The following is a 19,172-nucleotide window of genomic DNA, read 5'->3' as shown; positions in this document are numbered from 1 at the left end:
CTCACAGCAGCACGTGCGCGTTGGCCTGCGCCCACCGCGCGAAGGACGGGGTTTCCACCACCGTGGTGTCGGCGCGCACGGAATCGCGCATCAGCAGCACGCCGAATTCCACGGGCAGGCGATCAGCGTAGCAGACCAGCGCCTCCATGGTGTCGGGCGCGGCGTGACGGGCCAGCGCCTCGCAGATGGCATAGGCGGCGGCGGGTTCGTCGGGCACCGGGGCGTCGTGCGGGGCGGCCAGCACATCGCCCGGCTCGGGCAGGTCGCGCCACACCCGCAGGAAGCCCGCGAATTCGGCGGCGGCACCTTCACCCACGGCCCCGCGCACCAGATCGTATTCCACGGCCTCGTCCGGTCCGGCGGCCAGCATGTCGGACACGTATTCCCAGGTGCGCGGCGAAGGGAAGGCCCGGTCGGCCACGGCGGGGTCGAAGTCGTGCAGCAGGCGCGGACGAAAGCGCAGGAAGGCCGTGACCTCGGAGCGGATGTTCGCGGACTGCGCCCAGCCCAGCCAGTCGTCGAGGTCCGTCTCGAAGTCCAGATGCACCATGCGGTTGGCCAGCGCGGTGGGCATGCGGTGGGTTACCGCCCGGTCCTGTTCGCGGTTGCCCGCCGCCACCACGGCCCAGCCGTCGGGCAGGCGGTATTCGCCAAGCTGGCGGTCCAGGATCAACTGGTAGCAGGCGGCCTGCACCAGCGGCGGCGCGGCGTTCAGTTCGTCCAGAAACAGGATGCCCCGGCCATCGTCGGGCAGGAACGAAGGCGGACACCACCGGGCACGCCCTGCGGCGTCGATGGTGGGCAGTCCGCGCAGATCCACCGGGTCCAGCAGCACGGCGCGGATGTCGCGCAGGTCCATGCCAAGGTCGTGGGCAACCTGCGCCACTACCCGGCTCTTGCCCACGCCCGGCGCGCCCCACAGGAACACGGGACGGCGGATGGCCACCAGCGTGGCAAGGGCGCGGGCAATCTGGGAAGGAATCATGAAGGCTCCAGGGATGAAGGAATGGCGTGTGATCGGGCCGGTCAGGTCGGGGCTGGCGGCCCGGCGAACCCTGACGGAAGGCGGGCACAGGCCCGCCGAAAGGCGCGGCGCACCCGGCAAATCCCGCAGCGAGGCGTATTGGACGGACACCATGTGGGGGAAGGCACATGCCGGGCACGCCGCCCTGCCGGGCCGCAGCCGCGTTCCGCCGATGAAGGCAGACGCGGAACGGCCACGGAGCAGGCGTGCCGCCGACGGGGTTGCTACCCACTTGCGATCTGGTTGCGGCCCGATCGCGATCAGGTCACCTCGTGGTCATGGCGCAGGGGGGCGGCGTCAACAACACGGTGTGGGCTTCGTCGGCGACCCAACCTGTTTATTGAAATTGAAAATCGAAGTCAACTAAATGTGCTACCGGCTCCATCCCGGCAATCCATAAGCGGACGAACCTCCCTCCACCCCTCCCAGATACGATCAAGGGACCGGCAATGGACCGGCCACTCCAAACATTTTCTTTCCTGCACCCGACCAGATTCACACAACAAATGCCCAGCCTGCCAACCAGCCAACACTCTGGGCACAAAAACGGCGGCCCCTCGCGGAGCCGCCGTCTTCATGCTTCATTTTCCGTCTCGCCACGCTTCGACGCGGCGCAGCCACCGTTCCCTACCACTTGCGCTCGTACTTGTTGCGCAGCCAGATGGCCGTGGCGTTCATGCCCAGCAGCAGCACCAGCAGCACCAGGATGCCCGCGGCGGTGCGCTCGGAAAAGGCCCGCTGCGAATCGGAGGCCCAGGTGAAAATCTGGGCGGGCAGCACCGTGGCCGCGCTGCTGAAGTTTTCCGGCGCCTCCGGAATGTAGGCCATCATGCCCACGATGAGCAGGGGCGCGGTTTCGCCCATGGCGCGGGCCAGGCCGATGATGGTGCCGGTCAGGATGCCCGGCAGCGACAGCGGCAGCACATGGTGCCACACCACCTGCAACGGCGTGGCCCCAAGGGCCAGTGCCGCCTCGCGGATGGACGGGGGAATGGAGCGGATGGCCGCCCGCGTGCTGATGATGATGGCGGGCAGGGTCATCAGCGACAGGGTCAGGCCGCCCACCATGGCCGATGAACGGGCCACCCCCATGAAGTTGATGAAGATGGCCAGCCCCAGCAGCCCGTACAGAATGGACGGGATGGCCGCAAGGTTGTTGATGTTCACCTCGATGACCTGGGTCAGCCGGTTGTCCGGCGCAAATTCCTCCAGGTACACCGCGCACATCACCCCCACGGGAAAGCTGATGGCCAGGGTGATCAGCAGCACGTACAGCGAGCCGATGGTCGCCGCGCGGATGCCCGCAAGCTCCGGCAGCTTGGAATCGCCCGCTTCGAAGAAGCCCCAGTTGAAGGCCAGGCGCGCCTTGCCCTCCTGGCGCATGGTGTCCACCAGGGCCTGGTGCTTGGGCCGCAGCCGGTTGGGCCGTCCCTTCATGTACTGGTCGGTGTCCGCGCTGGCCAACACCCACAGTTGCTGCGAGGTGCCGATAAGCCTGCTGTTCTCGGCCAGCATGGACGGAATGAGCCGGGTGAAGCTGCGCGAGACGATCTGCACCGTATCCGCGTCCATGGCGGCATAGGGGTTGTCGTGCGACTCCGCCGTGTAGTTCACGGTCACCAGCAGTTCCGCCTGCTGGAAGGCGGGGTACCCCTTGCGTCCGATGTCGAACAGGAAGAACACCAGAAACGCCCCGGCCAGAAACAGCGCGGCGATGGCGCACAGGCGAAAGCGCGTTTCGGCCGCGCGCCGCCTGTGCAGCAGTTTCTTTTCATCGATGCCGAACAAAGATGCCATGCCGGTGCCCCCCTACTCGTACTGTTCGCGGAACTTGCGGATGACAACCAGCGACACCACGTTGAGCACCAGCGTCAGCACCAGCAGCACAAAGCCCAGCCCGAAGGCCGAAAGGGTCTGCGGGCTGTCGAAGGCCTGGTCGCCGGTCAGCGAATCCACGATGCTCACGGTGACCGTGGTCATGCTCTTCAGCGGGTTCCACGTCAGGTTGGGCATGAGCCCGGCGGCCATGACCACGATCATGGTTTCACCCACCGCGCGCGACACGGCCAGCAGCACGGCGGAGACCACGCCCGGCAGCGCGGCGGGCAGCACCACCTTGCGGATGGTTTCGGACGTGGTGGCGCCCAGCGCGTACGACCCTTCGCGCATGGCCTGCGGCACGGCGTTGATCACGTCGTCCGACAGCGAGGAGACAAGGGGAATGATCATCACCCCCATGACCAGCCCCGGCGCCAGCGCGTTGGTGTATTCCGCCTCCAGCCCCACCAGTTCGGCAAGGTGCACGATGAACGGGCTGACCGTGATGGCCGCGAAGAACCCGTAGACAACGGTGGGGATGCCCGCCAGGATTTCCAGCGCGGGCTTGGCGATCCGCCGAACCCGCTGGCTGGCGTATTCGGCCATGTACACCGCCGCGAACAGCCCCATGGGCACGGCCACCAGCATGGCCACCACGGTGATGTAGAAGGTGCCCGCAAACAGCGGCAGCGAGCCGAATTCCGGCGTGGCCACGCTGCCGTCGGCCCTGCCCGTGGAAATCAGGAAGGCCGTCTCCGGGCTCCACTTGGTGCCGGTCAGGAAGTCCCACAGGTTGACCATGCGAAAGAACTGCATGGCCTCGACCACCACCGAAACCACGATGCCGATGGTGATGAGGATGGAAATGCACGAGGCGCCGATGAGCGCCCAGCGCACCACGCCCTCCACCTGATGGATGGCGCGGAAGTCGCGCCCGATGGCCCGTTGCGACCACACCAGGCCGAATGCGGCCAGGGCCACGCCCCCACCCGCCAGCACCGGCCCCGGCACGGTGGCGATGCGCAGCAGGTGCAGCAGCCCCGCCAGCACGAACAGGCCCATGGACGGCAGGGCCACCCACAGGAACGAATACCACCCGTAGTACACGAGCGGCGAATGAAATTCCGTGCCCCGCGCATTGTCGGCCCCCGCCCTGCGGCGTGCGGCCATGTACGCCAGCACCGAAAGCGGCAATATGGCCATCAGGGCCATCTGCAACGCGCTTCCCATGGTCATGTGCGTTCCCGTTGGCCGGGGGGCGCGCACCCCCCGGAAATGGTGAATGCCGGGGAAGGAGGCATCCTTCCCCGGCGCATGCGGCTTGTTGCTACTTCAGGTCTTCGGCGGTCAGCTTCTTGAGGCTGGTCACGTCCTTGCGCACCTTCTCGCGTTCGGCGGCAGGCAGCGGGATGAGACCGATGGTCTTCAGGTAACCGGCGTCGCCGATCATCTTTTCGGACATGAACAGATCCACGTATTCCTTCAGGCCGGGAATCTTCCCGATGTGGGCGTCCTTCACGTAGAAGTACAGCGCGCGGGAGATGGGGTACTTGCCCGAGGAGATGGCATCGAAGGTGGGGGCGTTGCCGCCCACGGTGCAACCCTTGATGCGGTCCTTGTTCTCGGCCAGGAAGCTGTAGCCGAAGATGCCCACGGCTTCCGTGTCCTTGGTCAGCTTCTGCACGATGAGGTTGTCGTTTTCACCGGCGGGCACGTAGGGACCGTCCTGGCGGATCTTCTTGTACGAGGCGGCGTCCTTGCCCAGCACGGCCTTGAAGGTCTCGTCCTTGCCGGTGAACTTTTCGACCACCATTTCGATGAAGGCGTCGCGGGTGCCGGAGGTGGCGGGCGGGCCGTAGATGACGATCTTGCGGTCGGGCAGGGCCGGGTTCAGCTGCTTCCAGGTCTTGTAGGGGTTCGGCGCCAGCTTGCCGTCCACGGGCACTTCTTCCAGCACGGCCAGGGCCAGGTCCTTCAGCGAAAGGTCCATGTCGGCGTTGCCGATGTTCTGCGCGATGACGATGCCGTCAAAGCCGATCTTGGCTTCGGTGACGTCGGTAACGCCATTCTTGGCGTTGGTTTCCAGCTCCTCGACCTTCATGCGGCGGGAAGAGTTGGTGACGTCGGGGGTGTCGGGGCCGACACCGGCGTAGAACAGCTTGTGGCCGCCGCCGGAACCGGTGGATTCAACCACGGGCGACTTGAACTGCTTGTTGGTGGCGCCGAATTCTTCGGCCACGGCGCTGGAGAAGGGATACACGGTGCTGGAACCCACGATGCGGATCTGGTCACGCGCTTCGGCCACACCGGCCAGCGACAGTACGAGCGCGGCGGCAAGCGCCACTTTCTTGATCGACTTCATTGCAAACCTCCCTGACGGTTCCCTGTTGGGGGTAATTGTGTGCGATTCAGCGTCAACGCGCCATAAAACTATCCAGCGCAGGTTACGACCTGTTGTGACAACCGTTACAATCCTGTGTCGCGAACACCGCCCGGTGCCGGACAGGGCACCGCGCGCAGGCAGTGCTTACGATTCCCCGTCATCGCAGTGGGTTGCCCCATCGCCGTCGCAGGTCATGCCGTCCATGACGTGTTGCAGTTCACCGGCCAGCCGCGAAAGCCCGGCCACGGCATCGGCCGATTCGGCCATGCCCTGGGCGGTCTCGCGGGCGATGGCGTCCACTTCGGCCACGGCGCGCACCACGTCTTCGCCGCCACGGGTCTGCGCCTCTGCCATGGCCGCGATGGCCCGCACCTCGCCACCGGAATCGCCGATACGGGCCAGGATGTCGTCCAGCGCCCCGCCGGAACGGGTGGCCAGCGCGTCGCTTTCGCGCACCGCCCCGGCCACGGTGGCGGTACTGTCCACAAAGCCGCGCGTGGCCCGCTGGATGGCCCGGACGCGCTCGCCCACCTGACCGGTGGCGCTCATGGTCTTTTCTGCCAGCTTGCGCACCTCGTCGGCCACCACGGCAAAACCGCGTCCGGCGTCACCGGCCCGGGCCGCCTCGATGGCCGCGTTGAGCGCCAGCAGATTGGTCTGGTCGGCAATGTCGCTGATGACGCCCATGATCTGGCCGATGGATTCCGCCTCGCGTCCGAGTTCCGCCACGTTTTCCTGCAACCGCTCCACCTGGCCGTGCACCTTGTGCATCACATCCATGGAGGCGCGCACCACGTCGCGGCCGTCCTCGGCCACTTTCATGGTGGACCCGGCCATGTCCACGGCCAGCGCAGCGCGGCGGCCCACCTCGGCCACGGTCTGGTTCATGCGGTCCATGGCGGCGGTTACCTCGTCCACGCGGGCCAGCTGGCGGGCGGCCCCGTCGCTGGAATGGGCCACCTGCTCGGCCAGTTCATGGGCCGACGAGGCCACCCGGCGGGCGATGTTCTCCGCCTCGCGCGCGGTGGCGGCGATGACCGCGTTCTGGGCATCCAGCCGGGCGTGCTGGGCGCGCTCGTGGGTCAGGTCCACCCACAGCGAGATGGCGCCCATCAGTTCGCCGTCCAGGTCGTAGATGGGCGTGGCCACCATGTGCAGCACCACCTCTCGCCCGTCGGCCTGCGGGTCCAGCACCACGTCCTCGGCCACCCGGTCGCGACGTTCCATGCTGCGCCGGGTCAGCACCGGCCGGGCGGCATCGGCGGTGCTGCCGTACACCAGCTCGCCCAGTTGGCGGCCCAGCCATTCCGCCGGGGCGCCCCCGCGTCGCAGCACGGCCAGGGCCTCTGCGTTGACGTGGGTGATGTTGTTGGCAAGGTCCACCACCACGCAGGGCACCACCACCCCGTCCAGCACCCCCTGGCTGAAGCCCAGGCGCATGCGCAATTCGCCCACCATGGCCTGCACGGCGCGCACCGTGGCCCCGATGGTGTCGTCCGCCGCGTAGTCGAAGGTGTAGTCGAAGTTGCCGCGCGCCACCTGCTGGGCCAGGGTGGCCAGCCGCTGCATGGGCACCATCAGTTGGCGCACCATCAACCAGATGACCAACGCGGCCACGGGCAGGGCCACGGCGGCGGCAATGGCCGCACCGCGCCACAGCCGCTCGCCCACGCCTTCCATCAGGTCCGCGCGGCTGACGGTGGTGACGACGGTGACGTCCCAGGGTGCGTAGCGGTCGGCGCAGGCTTCGTACTCCTCGCCGCTGTCCGTATAGATGACGGCGCGGGAGCTGCCCTTGTCCGCACTGGCGGCGGGGCCGGTCTTATCCGCACTGGCGGCGGGGCCGGCCTGGGCCTGCGCCGTGCCGCCCGGCTTCAGGGCCGCGCCCCACGGCAGGTCGAAAACGTTGCGGCCCACCATGGCCGGGTCGGGATGGATAAGGATGGTGCCCGCCCCGTCGAAGGCAAACGAATGTCCCTTGCCGCCCACGTTGTGGCGCACCACGGCGGCGGCGAATTCCGGCGTCAGCAGGGGGCGGGCCACTTCCACCGCGCCCAGTACCTCGCTGCCGTCCATGCCCTTGATGGGGGCATAGGCAGCCAGGTTCCATTCGCCGCCCACCTTGAGGATGCCGGTGAAGCCGTTACCGGACAGCACCGCCCTGGTCACGGGATGTTCCTTGCCAAGGAATGTCCACCGGGCGCTGCCGGAAGGGTCGGCCACACTGGAACTGACACGGGCCAGCCGCCCTTCGTGCAGTTGCAGTACCGAGGCCCCCACCCCGGCCAGGTCGCGGATGCGATCCACGAGGTCCGTGTTTTCGTGCAGGTAGGCGGAACCCAGCTTGAAGCCGGGCAGGGTGGCCTTTACCCGCTGGCCGGTGTCGGCATCGCGCAGTTCGGCCTCCACCTCCATGAAAATCTCGGGAATGGGAAACCCCGCCAGGCCGAACTGCAACTGCATCAGCTTGAGGTCCGAACCGATCTTGTTGCGATTCAACGTATCCTGAAATCTGACGGATTCCATGAGTATCTGCGAGACGTTGCGCAACGATGCGCGCCCCTGCGCAAGGTAGCCGCGCCGGGCATCCACCAGGCTGGTGACCAGCATGGCCGTCATGGTCACCAGAACCATGGCCAGCGAGCCCGCGATGAGCTTGGTGCGGAACGAAAGGGTGGAAAACATGCGCCCGTCCTTGAAGTATGCCGGTGGGATGAACCTGTGCGGCGTGGATGCGGGCCGGGGGGAGGGACGGGGGAAAGGAAATGCACAGGGCACGCGCGTCGGCGCGGAATCCGCATGGTTGCGCTCCGCCTCGTCGAAGCGCCAGTCTGCCCGGCTGCCCCCTGCCCGCCCGTCCGGCATCTGCCTGTCTGGCATCTGCCCGTCTGGCGGCAGGGACGCGCCACCCTCCCCGGCGGCTGGCGTATTCATGGGGTACGCGGACGAAGATCAGGTTACGATGACGTCACGTTTCCGTAACATGGAGCTGTTCCGCTGCGTTCCCCACGGATTGGCGCATGTGGCATTTGCGTTGCGGTGGCGCACGACGCAACGGCACCCGGCCTGCCCGGCCTGTCGGAGCCAACCGGCCCATCCGGCCCGCCCGACCACACCCAAGCGCACCCCATCGGCACCGCCCCCCCCAGCGCATCGTGCCGGGAACGCCCATCCCGTGCCCGGTGCGTTTCCGGACCGGACGTGCTACACCGCGCGCATGACGACCAGCTTTCCCCGTTTCCCCGCCACGCCCCACGCGGCCCGCGCGGCCCGCGCGCCTCACCCAACGGGCGCAGCGGACGCAGCATGCTCAGTGCGCACCCGCCGGAGGTCATCGTGAAGACCATCGGCGAGGCCCTGCGCGGCTTTCTGGAACGGCGCGGCGCACCGGAACGGATGCGTCTTGTGCGCCTGTGGGAAAACTGGGACATGGTCATGGGCACGGACATCGCCGTGCTGGCCTACCCGCTGGGCCACCGCAAGCGCATCCTGCTGGTGGGGGCAGAGGACAACATGGCCATGCAGGACCTGACCTTTCTGACGCCGGAAATCCTGGAGCGGGTCAACGCCTTCATGGACGACGTGTCCGACGGGCCGTACTTCGAACGGGTGGAGGTGCACCTGCTGCAACGCCGCACCCCGCTGGACGAGGTGCGCGTGACACGCAGCGCCCCCCCGCCCCGCGTGCCGCCCAGGCCCGACAATCTGGGCGGATTGCTGGGCGCGTTCGACCCGGAATCGCCCGTGGGCCGGGCCTACGCCAGCTACGTGCGCATGTTCCGCGAGATCGGCGACGCCGCCGCGAAGCCAGACGGATCGGCCAGACCAGACGGATCGGCCAGACCAGACGGACGCGGCGGCCAGGGCTGACGCGACGACAGCACCGGATATGCCGGAGCACGCCGGATATGGCCTGCACTGCCGCCCCCCCCATGGGGCAGTCGCTCCTACTTCCGTGCAGGCTGGAACGGCGTTTCGGCTCCATACGCCGCCCTCTCCGCATTCTCTTGCCGCGCCGCCATCTTTTTCGCTTGACGCACCCCGCGCCTTCGGAGTATCCGTCTCTTCCGCGCCGCAAGGCGCACTAGGGTGTCCCCATCGTCTAGCTGGCCCAGGACAACGGCCTTTCACGCCGTCGACAGGGGTTCAAATCCCCTTGGGGACGCCATCGCAAGCCAAAAGGCGTACGCAACCGCGTACGCCTTTTTCCGTTCGGGTGCCTGCCGCGCGCATCGACCGCCAGTGGCCAACTGTTCGCGCGCGGCGTTTGACACGGCAGCCGCGCAATTCGCGCGGCTGCCGCAGCATCCCCCCCTACACTTCCGCCGTGTACGGCGGGGCCGGGTCGTACTGGATCAGCCTGCGCACGGCGCGGGCGTGGTCCGGGTCATGCATCTGTCCCACCAGCCACAGGGCCATGTCGATGCCAGCCGACACCCCCTGCGAGGTGACGATGTTGCCGTCGCGCACGTAGCGCATGTCGGGCAGCAGGGTCAGTTGCGGATCGCGGCCCAGTTCCTCTGCATAGGCCCAGTGGGTGGTGGCCTTGCGTCCGCGCAGCAGGCCCGCCGCGTGCAGGATCAGCGTGCCGGTGCACACTGCCGTCACCCAGCGCGCCGTGGCGGCCTGCGCCCGCACCCAGTCCAGCAGGCCGGGGTCGGACAGGGCGTGGCGGGCGACGTCGGCGGTGCCGGGCAGCACCAGCACGTCCAAAGGCGGCGCATCGGCAAAGGTGTGGTCGGGAATCATGCGCAGGCCGCAGGCCCCCCGCAGCGGCTCGGCCCGCGCGGCAATGGTCACGATGGTGTCGCTGCCGCCCGCGATATGGCGCGAGGCCGCAAACACCTGCTGCGGGCCGACGAAGTCCTGCTCTGCCACCTGTTCGTAAATGTACAGGCCGTACGTGGTCATGGGTGCTCCTTGGTGTGATTGATGCGGTTAATGCGGTTGGCGACGTGCCGGGCAACCCCGGCGTCCGCTGCACACCGGGTGCATACAGGGCACATGCCGCCGGATGGCGTTGCGGACCACACCACAATGCACACGCGCAGCAGCCCGCCACAACGACACACGCCCCGCAGTTCACGCCATGGGCGAAACTGCGGGGCGTCATGCGCCACCGAAAAATGAACCAGGTTGTTGACAGGGTCTGCTTTTGGAAGCCTCCGGCAGCCAAGGACGGCAACCGTTATACGAGTCTTCGAGTGTTACGGATGGCGATCGCAGGGCGGCTATCGCCCCTGGGAACCCCATCTTTTACGCCCTCGTACTAGACTGAAAACATAAATAAAAGTTTTGGGAGGAAGGGGTACGGGGGAGGAGACCCTTTTCCAAAAGGGTCCCTCCCCCGCAAGAATTTGGGGTTGTCAACAGCCTCAACGGGACTTACGGCTCCGGCGCGCCGCGTCAGCCGCTGAAATGCTCCAGGTACTGGCTGGGCGTCACCCCCATGCGCCGCTGGAAGGCCCGGCGCAGCCGCTCCTCGCTGCCGAATCCCGCCGCCACGGCCACGGTCTGCATGTGCGCCTCGCCCGATTCCAGCAGTTCGCGCGCCCGGTCCAGCCGCAACTGCTCGACGTACCGCGCAGGGCTCATGCCTGTTTCCTGCGGGAACACCCGCGCGAAGTGGCGCGGGCTCATGTGGGCCTGCCCGGCCAACCGCTCCACGCCCAGATCTTCGCCAAGGCGCGCTTCCATCCAGGCGTGCAGCGGGCCAAAACGCGCCCCGGCCCGCGCCTGTGCCCGCAGCGGCGCGCTGAACTGGCTCTGGTTGCCCACCCGCCGCCGGTACACCACCAGCAGCCGGGCCACCTCCATGGCCGTGGCCGGGCCAAGGTCCTCTTCCACCAGATGCAGGGCCAGGTCGATGCCCGCCGTCACCCCGGCGCTGGTCACCACCCCGCCGTCACGCACGAAGATGGCGTCCGGTTCCACCCGCACCGCCGGATAGGCGGCCAACCGGGCGCAGGCCTGCCAGTGTGTGGTGGCCCGCCGCCCGTCCAGCAGGCCGCAGGCGGCCAGCAGCAATGCGCCGGTGCACACGGAAACCACGCGGCGGGACCGGGCAGCCAGTCCGGACACCATGCAGCACAGGTCCGGGGCGTCCCCCTCCCGCCCCGGCGTCACGCCACCGGGCACCACCAGGGTATGCGGGGCAAAGCCGCCCGGCCCGGAACGGTCCTTTTCGCACATATCGGGGGGCGTATCCGCCAGTACGGACAAACCGGACGCGGAAACCACCGGCCCCACCGCCTGCGCCGCGAAATGGCAACGGTACGGCACGGGGCGACCTTGCCGCTCGGCCAGCCGGGCGGCGCAGGAAAACACGTCGAGCGGACCGGCAAGGTCCAACCCCACGAAACCGGGATAGAGGACGAACACGATGTGGCGTACGGGCTGCGGCATGGGGTCTCACAGGGAATGGCTGCGTAGGGAGCGACAACGGGTCGGAAGGGCAACGGGCCTGAAAGACAACGCCTTCGGCCTGACCCGTGCAGTGTACCGGTGCTCCGCCATGGCGGCAATGTCACGCAACGTGCATTTTCCGCCAAAACGACCCCACGCCTTCCTCGCGGCGCAAGCCCGGTCGTGGTGACACATCCCCCCTTTCAGACGTCAGCCCGCCTCAGGCGTTGTCCCCCCCGCCATCCGGCCAGTTTTCCGCCCCGCGTCCCTCCCCGTCATCCGCCGCGAACATCTCCACCGCGGCCTCGACCAGACCGGGCTCCATGAAGTCGCTGCTGCGTTCCAACTGCCGGTTGGCTGCCCGGCGCATGCCCGCCACGAAGGGCACGGCCCCCGCCCCGTGCGCCGCTTCCAGCGCGGCGGCCACGGTGGGGCACAGGTAGTGCACGCATAACGGCGACTTGAAGAGATACAGTGTGCACCCCGTGGCCGTCAGATACGGGCAGCCCCGCTCGCCCATGGGTGCGCCATGGGCGTGGTGGGCGCCCTCCTCTGCCTGCAACCGGGCCAGCGCGTCGCCCATGCGCAGGGCAAGCCCCGTGGGGTGTTGCATCATGATGTCCGACAGGCTGAACACCACGTTGTGACTGCGGTTGCAGCAGCCCAGCGGGGGGCGTTCGCAGCCGTCGCGGCAGATGGGCTTGGTGGCGCGGTGCTGCACCATGTCCAACTGGCGGGTATACAGAGAATAGCCTATCAGTGCGCGGCGCAGGCCATCATCCACGGAACCCATGGCATTCAGGTGCGTGCTGAGCCGGGTTACCTGATGACGCACCGTGCGGGTGGACAGCAGCGGGTGGGGGCGAATGGCGAACATATCCAGGTCAAGGGCCACATCGCGATTCGCGACGCCGTCAGCCTGGCCGGGCAATGCCTCGAGCCAGCCGTCGATGGGCATGGGGGTGCACCTTTTGCGAAAGGCGGGGCATGTGCAACCCCGCCGGAAAACGCGGCAAGCGTGCCGAAAACGCACCGCCATCACCGCATCCGCAGACATCGGCACGCATCCGCATGCCTCCGCCCGCATCACCACGCATCAGGCAACACGCCGACAGGGCATTGCGCACCGCGCATTGCGGCGCACGACACGTCCTGTCCTTGGCTATCCTCTTCGGCATAGCACGCGGATTTCCGCATTGTACACCGCAATTGCGCTGCATTGCCGCTCCAGTGGCGCATGTTTTCGATATCCCGGCACATGCGCTGCACGTCAGCACCGTACAGCCCCACCACCCTTCGGCGACGTGCCGCACCATTGTTCCATCATCCCTGTTCAAAAAAAGGGGGGAGGCGAAACATGAAGGGGGCATGACCCAAAGGTCATGCCCCCATTGCATTCCGCACCCGGCACTGCCGGTGCGGCCCTATTGCCCTTGCGGTCGGCTCCCTGCGTCGGTCACGCCGCGCGGCCGCCGGACGATACGGCTAGAACTCGTACACCAGGTTGAAGGTCAGCTTCTTGGCGGCGTTCAGGTCTTCGCCTGCGGCGCCCCAGACATCTTCATCCAGATCCAGGCGGATGTACCCCATTTCAAGGATGAAGGTGAGGTTCTCGTAGATCTGGTAGGTGTGGTCGAAGTTCACTTCCCAGGCGCTGTCCTCGTCGGTCAGGAACACGCCGCCCTGTGCCGGGGCCAGTTCATCGGCCAGACCGGAAGTATCCTTCACCAGTTCGGAATCGTTGGTACCGCGCATGTAGGTGACGCGGACGAGGTGAGACAGGTTTTCGACAAACGAGATGTCCGCCACCTGCACGCCGATGCCCCACAGGCCCGCGCCGTTGAGGGCGAACTGGCTGTCCTGGTTGAAGACGGAACCGGGGAAGCCGAAGCTGGTGGGCGCCCAGGCGTTGGGCGAAACCGAAGGCATGCGCTCGGAGCCGTTGTCGATGTCGTCGTCTTCACCGCTGCCGTACCATGCGAACACGCCGGGGGTGGCGGATTCCATCTTGTATTCGACCATGGCAGAAACCAGCCAGCCTTCGCGGGTGGCGTAGTCTTCGTCGGCGTCCTTGTTGCCGTAGGTGAAGTCCATCTTCACGGCAAAGGGATCGAACATGGTCAGTTCGAAGGCCACGCCGCCCCACCACGCATTGTGGATGGTGGTGTCGTCGCCGGTCATGCCGGTGCGCTCGCCCAGGCTCTGCATGCCGTCCAGGAACGTCTCCCACGAGGTGGTGTCGGTGCCGTCCACGTCCTTGCCCACCGAGGCGTACATGACGTACGGGGTCACGCTGGCGCCGTCCAGGGTCACCGGCGCGGTCAGGCCGAACAGGTCCACTTCGTCGAAGTCGTTGCCGTCGGCGGAGGAGTTGCCGGAGTTGGTGTCGTAGGGGCGCGCCCAGAAGGCGGTGAGGCCCACGTTTTCGTTGACGGCGTAGCTCAGCACCAGGGCAGCCACGTCTTCATCGCTCAGCACCGGGTTGGCGCCAAAGGTGGCTCCGGGCATATCCATGCCCTGCAAGCCCATGCGCACCTGCACTTCGGTATCGGGCACCACCCAGTCGATATACGACCGGCGCACCTTCACCGACCGGCCATCGGAACCCAACGCCCCGTCTTCGGCACCCCAGGTGGTGGTGCCCATTTCCAGAAACACCACGCCGCGCAGCGATTCGCTGGCGATGATGTCGATCTGGGTACGCAGCCGCTGGTGGGCCGCGAAATCATCTTCGCTGTCCCCGCCGTCTTCGGCGGAGCGGTAGTTCATGCCGTCGGTCCACGAAAAATCGAAGGCCCACTCGCCCTTGGCCTCGATGGTGGCTGCGCCCGCCGGGGATACGGCGCCGCACAGCAGCGCCGCGCCCAGCAGCAACGTGATCAAACGTTTCATGTCGTCTCCTTCCTTCCTTACAGGAATATGTACGGGCCGGGCGACGGTAATGGCGCGCGGCCCCGTGCAACGTCGCGCCGCGCAGGGGGTACGACGGACGTTTCCGTCGTAGATACTGAAAACGATTTTCATAGTCAACATCATTACCGGAGCATTTCGGCCTCTCGCCGCCTCCCCCTCTTCCGCCTGTACGCCCGGCATCACGTGCAGCACTCAAGCAGGCACACCGCCCGGCGCCACGGAAAGCATACCGGGCATGCTTCGGTGCGCCCCGCCGTGTTCGGGCCTTCCCTGCGCCATTCCGATTTCGACACACCTGCGAAACACTATGTTTCATACCGACACACAGCCACGCACGTGCACTGCGCCAGCAACTGGCACGTTGCATTATGACACACGCAAAGCGGCATGCATTTTCTACCAAATCGGTTGCATTTCTACTCTACCATTGCGGTATACAATCAAATCTACCTCAGCAGTAGACTACTATTTTTTGCAACACCACTTCCCCGGTAGTCTTTCCTGTGCTACATACCCCTCAAACACATTCGCATTTGCGACGCCACAATACAGTGCAACGATCATTCTCCTGCCTTCGACGCAACTACGCCGAACGCAGAACAGGAGGTTCGCATGTCCACACCCACCGCAACCCCGCAAACGGCCCCCGGCCAGCCGGAAGCGCCGCCCGACGCGCACGCCGCAACGGGGCTTTCGCAGCCCGGCCCCGGCGACTGGGAACCGGGCAGGCGGGTCATCGCGTCGTCCTTCGCGCCGCTGCCCGACCACCAATGGCAGGAAGAACCGCTCATGTCGCACGACGGCATGCACGTGGCAGCCGTGGTCCGGCAGGAGGATGACAGCTTCACCATGCGCGTGGACGACGGTGTCTGGGATGCGGGCTTCGACAAGGTCTGGTCGCCGCGCTTCCTGCCCGATGGCCGGCTTGCCGCCATCGTGCAGCAGGACGGGGAATGGACCGTGGCCGTGGACGGCGAACCGTGGCCGGAAACATACGGTTTCGTGTGGTCGCTCATGCACGGGCCCGCCGGAAGGGTGATCGCCGCCGTGCAGCAGGACATGCGCTACGGCATGATCGTGGACGGCGAGCCGTGGGAAACGCTGTACGAGAACGCCAACAACTTCGCCCTCAGTCCCGATGGTCGCCGTACCGCCGCCGTGGTGCAGACCGTGCCGCTGGGGCAGGCCGACCTGGAGACCTTTACCAGGGGCGTCTACAGTGTGGCCGTTGACGGCGAGGCATGGGACCGCAACTTCATGAACGTGTGGACCCCCGTGTTCGACAACCGCAACGACCGGGTGGCCGCGCAGGTGCGCCTTTCCCATTCCGAATACACCGTGGCCGTCAACGGCACGCTGTGGCCCGCCACCTTCCCCTGCGTGTGGGAACCCTGCTTCGACCCGGCCACCGGCGCCGTGGCAGCCCCGGTGCGCAAGGATGGTCGCTGGGGCATGGCCCTGGACGGCACCCTGCTGTGGGAAGCGCGCTTCTTCCAGTGTTGGGCGCCCGCCTGGAGCCCGGACGGGCGGCATCTGTGGGCCATAGTGGCCCCCCGGTACGGCAGCTTCACCGTTGCCCGCGACGCATCCCCCTGGCCGTTCAGCGCCCCGGTGGTCACCGACCTTGTCCTGTCGCCCGACGGCACCCGCGCTGCGGCCCTGGCCAGCAACGACAACACCGCCTGGCAGGTGGTGGTGGACGGCGTGGCCTGGCCCGGCAAGTGGGACATGGCCTGGCGGCCCGTGTTCAGCCCGTGCGGTCGGCACGTGGCGGTGCGGGTACGGGACCGGGGCCGTGAAACGGTGCTGCTGGATGGTCGCCCGTGGCGCGATGCGTTCACCACGGCGTGGGACCCGATGTTCGGCCCCGCCGATTCCGGCTGCCCGTCCGGCAGCGTGCTGTTGCGGGGCATCCGCGACGGGGCGTGCGAACGGTGGGTGGCCACTCCCGACGATTTCAAGGCCTGATCGGCCAGCGGAGGCACAGCAATGCAGCAACTCTACAATTTCGCCGTGGGTCCCCTGGCTTGGGTTGCCTGGGCCGTGTTTCTGGGCGGGTCGGCCTGGCGCATCGCCTCCATGTGGGCACTGGCCCGCAAGAAGGACATGAACGCCGTGGCCTACATGGACGTGTGCTTTGCCGCGCGCTCCATGGCGCGCTGGGCAACCCCGTTCGCCACCCTGGGCTGGCGGGCCAACCCGGCCGTCACCGTGGCCACCTTCGCCTTCCACACCGCGCTCGGCCTGCTGCTGCTTTTCGCGCCGGGGCACGCGGTACTGTGGGATTACGCATTCGGCGTCAACGTCTGGTCGTTGCCGGAAGGCGTGGCCGACACCCTGACCGTGCTGGTCATCCTGCTGTGCGGATTCTTTGCATGGAGACGCCTGCAACTTCCCACTGTCCGCTTCGTCACCCGGCCCATGGACTGGCTGGTACTGGCGCTGGTGGCCGTGCCGTGCATCACCGCGTTCCTGGCCAAGCAGCAGATCGGCGACAACCTGCTGCTGTCCACCCTGCACGTGCTGTCGGGCGAGGCCACGCTGATGGCCCTGCCCTTCACCCGGCTGTCGCACGCCATCTTCTCGCCCTTCACCAGGGCCTACATGGGCTCGGAGTTCGGCGGGGTGCGCCACTGCCCCGACTGGTAGGGCGAAGCAGGCCGGATACGCCGACCTTGCGGGCAGACTCACGGGACATGCAGGACGGGCAGGGGCACAGGGACCGGACGGATTCATCGGAAGGGCGCGCGGCGCCATCCCACGGGAGACAACCACATGAGCGCAACGGAATTCTCGGGCATAGCGGAACGCCGCATAGAAGACGCCAACCTCGTGCGGGGCGTGGCCGCCCTGACGCGTGAACGCATCGAACGCGTGGTCAAGGCGGTGACCAAGGGCGAGGCCGGGGCGCGCCTGGCCGTCTACCATGAAACCTGCATGCGCTGCGGCATGTGCGCCGACGCCTGCCACTACTGCATCTCGCACGATGGCGACCCCACCTATTCGCCCGTGGGCAAGATGGAACAGACCATGTGGAAGCTGCTGCGCACCGGCGGCAAGGTGGACCCGGACGACATCTACGGCATGGCCCAGATCGCCTACACCGAATGCAACCTGTGCCGCCGTTGCGTGCATTACTGTCCCGTGGGCATCGACACCGGCTACGTCATGAGCCTGGTGCGGCGCATCTGTCATCGCCTGGGCGTGGTGCCCCTGTACATCCAGGACACCGCGCACAGCCATTCGGGCACCATGAACCAGATGTGGGTCAAGGAAGACGAATGGATCGACAGCCTGGTGTGGCAGGAAGACGAGGCGCGCAGCGAAATTCCCGCGCTGCGCATCCCCTTCGACAAGGAAGGGGCAGACTTCCTGTACTCGGTCATCGCGCCGGAGCCCAAGTTCCGCACCCAGCTCATTTACCAGGCCGCGGTGATCTTCGACCAGGCCGGGGTGGACTGGACCATGCCCTCGTCCCCCGGCTGGGACAACAGCGACATGTGCATGTTCACCGGCGACTACGAAATGATGGGGCGGCTCAAGCGCTGCCACTTCGAGATGGCCCAGAAGCTGAAGGTGAAACGCATCGTCATGGGTGAATGCGGGCACGCCTTCCGCTCGGTGTACGACGTGGGCAACCGCTGGCTGGGCTGGAAGAACCACCCGGTGCCCATCGTGCATTCGGTGGAATTCTTCTGGGAGCTGCTGACCGAGGGCAAGATCAAGCTGGCCAAGAAGTTCGACGAGCCGGTGACCATCCACGACCCGTGCAACATCATCCGGGGGCGCGGCCTGATGGACAAGCTGCGCGAGGTTACCCACGCCCTGTGCTCCAACGTGGTGGAAATGTCCCCCACGCGAGAACACAACCTGTGCTGCTGCGCGGGCGGCGGGGTGATCAACTGCGGACCGCCCTTCAAGGGCGTGCGCCTGGCGGGCAACAAGGCCAAGGCCGACCAGCTTGCCGCCACGGGCGTGCACACGGTGGTGGCCCCCTGCCACAACTGCCACGGCGGGCTTGAAGACATCATCCAGCACTACAAGCTCGGCATGCACACCAAGTTCCTGGGCGACCTGATCTACGACTGCATGGAAAAGCCCGGCGCCGCGTAGGCACGGCAAGGAGCACCCGCATGAAGGCACCACGTTCCCTGCCGCAGGCGACCCGTCTGGCAACCCAGTTGGCGATCGTGACGGCGATCCTGGCCACCGCGCTGCTGTTCCTGCTGTCGCCGCCCGTGGCCATGGCCCCGGCCCAGGAAGACATGAAGCATCTGGCGCCCGAGGCCCTGGCCCCGCAATCGCGCCCGGCCGCCCGGTTCGTGCACGACACGCACAACGAAAAGGCCAAGATCGACGAATGCGGCACCTGCCACCACGGCACCACCGAGGACGGACGGCGCGACGCCACGGCCCCCACGTCCGAAGGTACCCCCTGCGCCGACTGTCACTCCGCGCATGGCGGCAAGACCGGCAAGGGCACGCCGCTGGAGCGCGCCTATCACCGCCAGTGCATGGGCTGCCACAGGGAGCAGGGCAAGGGCCCCACGGCCTGCGGCGGCTGCCACACGAAAGCCTGAGGCGCCCTGGCGAAACGGCAACAACGGTAACCGGCCCCCTGCGGCATCC

At 66.9% G+C, this 19,172-nt stretch carries 14 protein-coding genes and 1 tRNA gene; 6 read left to right on the top strand and 9 right to left on the bottom strand.

The genetic code is table 11. The annotated features are described in order from the left end of the window. Position 1 precedes the first annotated feature (1 nt). From ABWO17_RS06805 to ABWO17_RS06785, 5 genes are all read right to left on the bottom strand, one after another. Positions 2-985 carry an AAA family ATPase gene (locus tag ABWO17_RS06805; protein ID WP_353116926.1) on the bottom strand — a complete coding sequence of 328 codons (984 nt, stop codon included), beginning with the start codon at positions 983-985 and terminating at the stop codon, positions 2-4. Positions 986-1,651: 666 nt separating this feature from the next. Continuing rightward, the gene (gene pstA, locus ABWO17_RS06800) at positions 1,652-2,821 is read right to left on the bottom strand and encodes a phosphate ABC transporter permease PstA (protein ID WP_353116924.1); all 1,170 of its coding nucleotides are present in this window, start codon (positions 2,819-2,821) and stop codon (positions 1,652-1,654) included. Positions 2,822-2,833: 12 nt separating this feature from the next. Continuing rightward, complete coding sequence (gene pstC / locus ABWO17_RS06795) at positions 2,834-4,078, bottom strand: phosphate ABC transporter permease subunit PstC (RefSeq protein ID WP_353116922.1); 1,245 nt, start codon at positions 4,076-4,078, stop codon at positions 2,834-2,836. A gap of 91 nt (positions 4,079-4,169) precedes the next feature. Beyond that, a complete protein-coding gene (locus ABWO17_RS06790; RefSeq protein WP_353116920.1) occupies positions 4,170-5,204 on the bottom strand; it encodes a PstS family phosphate ABC transporter substrate-binding protein in 1,035 nt (344 codons plus the stop codon). Between the two features lie 165 nt (positions 5,205-5,369). Further along, positions 5,370-7,910 (bottom strand): methyl-accepting chemotaxis protein, encoded by a 2,541-nt coding sequence (locus ABWO17_RS06785; protein ID WP_353116918.1) that lies wholly within the window; start codon positions 7,908-7,910, stop codon positions 5,370-5,372. A 621-nt stretch (positions 7,911-8,531) separates the two neighbouring features. Between ABWO17_RS06785 and ABWO17_RS06780 the strand changes: the two genes are divergently transcribed. Then, positions 8,532-9,095 (top strand): DciA family protein, encoded by a 564-nt coding sequence (locus ABWO17_RS06780; RefSeq protein ID WP_353116916.1) that lies wholly within the window; start codon positions 8,532-8,534, stop codon positions 9,093-9,095. A 221-nt stretch (positions 9,096-9,316) separates the two neighbouring features. Further along, positions 9,317-9,393: transfer RNA gene (locus ABWO17_RS06775), tRNA-Glu, on the top strand. A 146-nt stretch (positions 9,394-9,539) separates the two neighbouring features. On the opposite strand, the gene ABWO17_RS06770 is transcribed toward ABWO17_RS06775, so the two are convergent. The 4 genes from ABWO17_RS06770 to ABWO17_RS06755 all read right to left on the bottom strand — a co-directional run bounded on the left by ABWO17_RS06770 (position 9,540) and on the right by ABWO17_RS06755 (position 14,522). Further along, positions 9,540-10,136: a DJ-1/PfpI family protein gene (locus ABWO17_RS06770; protein WP_353116914.1), complete on the bottom strand. Its 597-nt coding sequence runs from the start codon at positions 10,134-10,136 to the stop codon at positions 9,540-9,542. A 495-nt stretch (positions 10,137-10,631) separates the two neighbouring features. Continuing rightward, complete coding sequence (locus ABWO17_RS06765; protein WP_353116912.1) at positions 10,632-11,630, bottom strand: GlxA family transcriptional regulator; 999 nt, start codon at positions 11,628-11,630, stop codon at positions 10,632-10,634. 220 nt (positions 11,631-11,850) lie between these two features. After that, entirely contained in the window at positions 11,851-12,588 is a 738-nt protein-coding gene (locus ABWO17_RS06760) for a hypothetical protein (protein WP_353116910.1), read from the bottom strand. Positions 12,589-13,115: 527 nt separating this feature from the next. After that, on the bottom strand, positions 13,116-14,522 hold the full coding sequence (locus tag ABWO17_RS06755) for an outer membrane homotrimeric porin (RefSeq protein ID WP_353116908.1): 1,407 nt from the start codon (positions 14,520-14,522) through the stop codon (positions 13,116-13,118). Between the two features lie 633 nt (positions 14,523-15,155). Here ABWO17_RS06755 and tmcD point away from each other — a divergent pair. The 4 genes from tmcD to tmcA all read left to right on the top strand — a co-directional run bounded on the left by tmcD (position 15,156) and on the right by tmcA (position 19,123). After that, a complete protein-coding gene (tmcD, locus tag ABWO17_RS06750) occupies positions 15,156-16,511 on the top strand; it encodes an electron transfer complex subunit TmcD (protein ID WP_353116906.1) in 1,356 nt (451 codons plus the stop codon). Between the two features lie 21 nt (positions 16,512-16,532). Next, on the top strand, positions 16,533-17,192 hold the full coding sequence (gene tmcC, locus ABWO17_RS06745; protein ID WP_353116904.1) for a TmcC family electron transfer complex membrane anchor subunit: 660 nt from the start codon (positions 16,533-16,535) through the stop codon (positions 17,190-17,192). A 126-nt stretch (positions 17,193-17,318) separates the two neighbouring features. After that, positions 17,319-18,656: an electron transfer complex ferredoxin TmcB gene (gene tmcB / locus ABWO17_RS06740; RefSeq protein WP_353116902.1), complete on the top strand. Its 1,338-nt coding sequence runs from the start codon at positions 17,319-17,321 to the stop codon at positions 18,654-18,656. 20 nt (positions 18,657-18,676) lie between these two features. Then, on the top strand, positions 18,677-19,123 hold the full coding sequence (gene tmcA, locus ABWO17_RS06735) for an acidic tetraheme cytochrome c3 TmcA (protein WP_353116900.1): 447 nt from the start codon (positions 18,677-18,679) through the stop codon (positions 19,121-19,123). The last annotated feature ends 49 nt before the right edge of the window (positions 19,124-19,172 follow it).

This window comes from Nitratidesulfovibrio sp. (genome assembly GCF_040373385.1).
In the GTDB taxonomy this organism is placed as follows: Bacteria; Desulfobacterota; Desulfovibrionia; order Desulfovibrionales; family Desulfovibrionaceae; genus Cupidesulfovibrio.
Note: the sequence above shows the minus strand (reverse complement) of the source record. Positions and strands in the feature narration are given on the sequence as shown.

What these genes read in the sequence shown, in the direction of transcription:
- ABWO17_RS06805 (WP_353116926.1), bottom strand. Translation starts at nt 985, where the DNA reads ATGATTCCTTCCCAGATTGCCCGCGCCCTTGCCACGCTGGTGGCCATC.
- pstA (WP_353116924.1), bottom strand. Translation starts at nt 2,821, where the DNA reads ATGGCATCTTTGTTCGGCATCGATGAAAAGAAACTGCTGCACAGGCGG.
- pstC (WP_353116922.1), bottom strand. Translation starts at nt 4,078, where the DNA reads ATGACCATGGGAAGCGCGTTGCAGATGGCCCTGATGGCCATATTGCCG.
- ABWO17_RS06790 (WP_353116920.1), bottom strand. Translation starts at nt 5,204, where the DNA reads ATGAAGTCGATCAAGAAAGTGGCGCTTGCCGCCGCGCTCGTACTGTCG.
- ABWO17_RS06785 (WP_353116918.1), bottom strand. Translation starts at nt 7,910, where the DNA reads ATGTTTTCCACCCTTTCGTTCCGCACCAAGCTCATCGCGGGCTCGCTG.
- ABWO17_RS06780 (WP_353116916.1), top strand. Translation starts at nt 8,532, where the DNA reads ATGCTCAGTGCGCACCCGCCGGAGGTCATCGTGAAGACCATCGGCGAG.
- ABWO17_RS06770 (WP_353116914.1), bottom strand. Translation starts at nt 10,136, where the DNA reads ATGACCACGTACGGCCTGTACATTTACGAACAGGTGGCAGAGCAGGAC.
- ABWO17_RS06765 (WP_353116912.1), bottom strand. Translation starts at nt 11,630, where the DNA reads ATGCCGCAGCCCGTACGCCACATCGTGTTCGTCCTCTATCCCGGTTTC.
- ABWO17_RS06760 (WP_353116910.1), bottom strand. Translation starts at nt 12,588, where the DNA reads ATGCCCATCGACGGCTGGCTCGAGGCATTGCCCGGCCAGGCTGACGGC.
- ABWO17_RS06755 (WP_353116908.1), bottom strand. Translation starts at nt 14,522, where the DNA reads ATGAAACGTTTGATCACGTTGCTGCTGGGCGCGGCGCTGCTGTGCGGC.
- tmcD (WP_353116906.1), top strand. Translation starts at nt 15,156, where the DNA reads ATGTCCACACCCACCGCAACCCCGCAAACGGCCCCCGGCCAGCCGGAA.
- tmcC (WP_353116904.1), top strand. Translation starts at nt 16,533, where the DNA reads ATGCAGCAACTCTACAATTTCGCCGTGGGTCCCCTGGCTTGGGTTGCC.
- tmcB (WP_353116902.1), top strand. Translation starts at nt 17,319, where the DNA reads ATGAGCGCAACGGAATTCTCGGGCATAGCGGAACGCCGCATAGAAGAC.
- tmcA (WP_353116900.1), top strand. Translation starts at nt 18,677, where the DNA reads ATGAAGGCACCACGTTCCCTGCCGCAGGCGACCCGTCTGGCAACCCAG.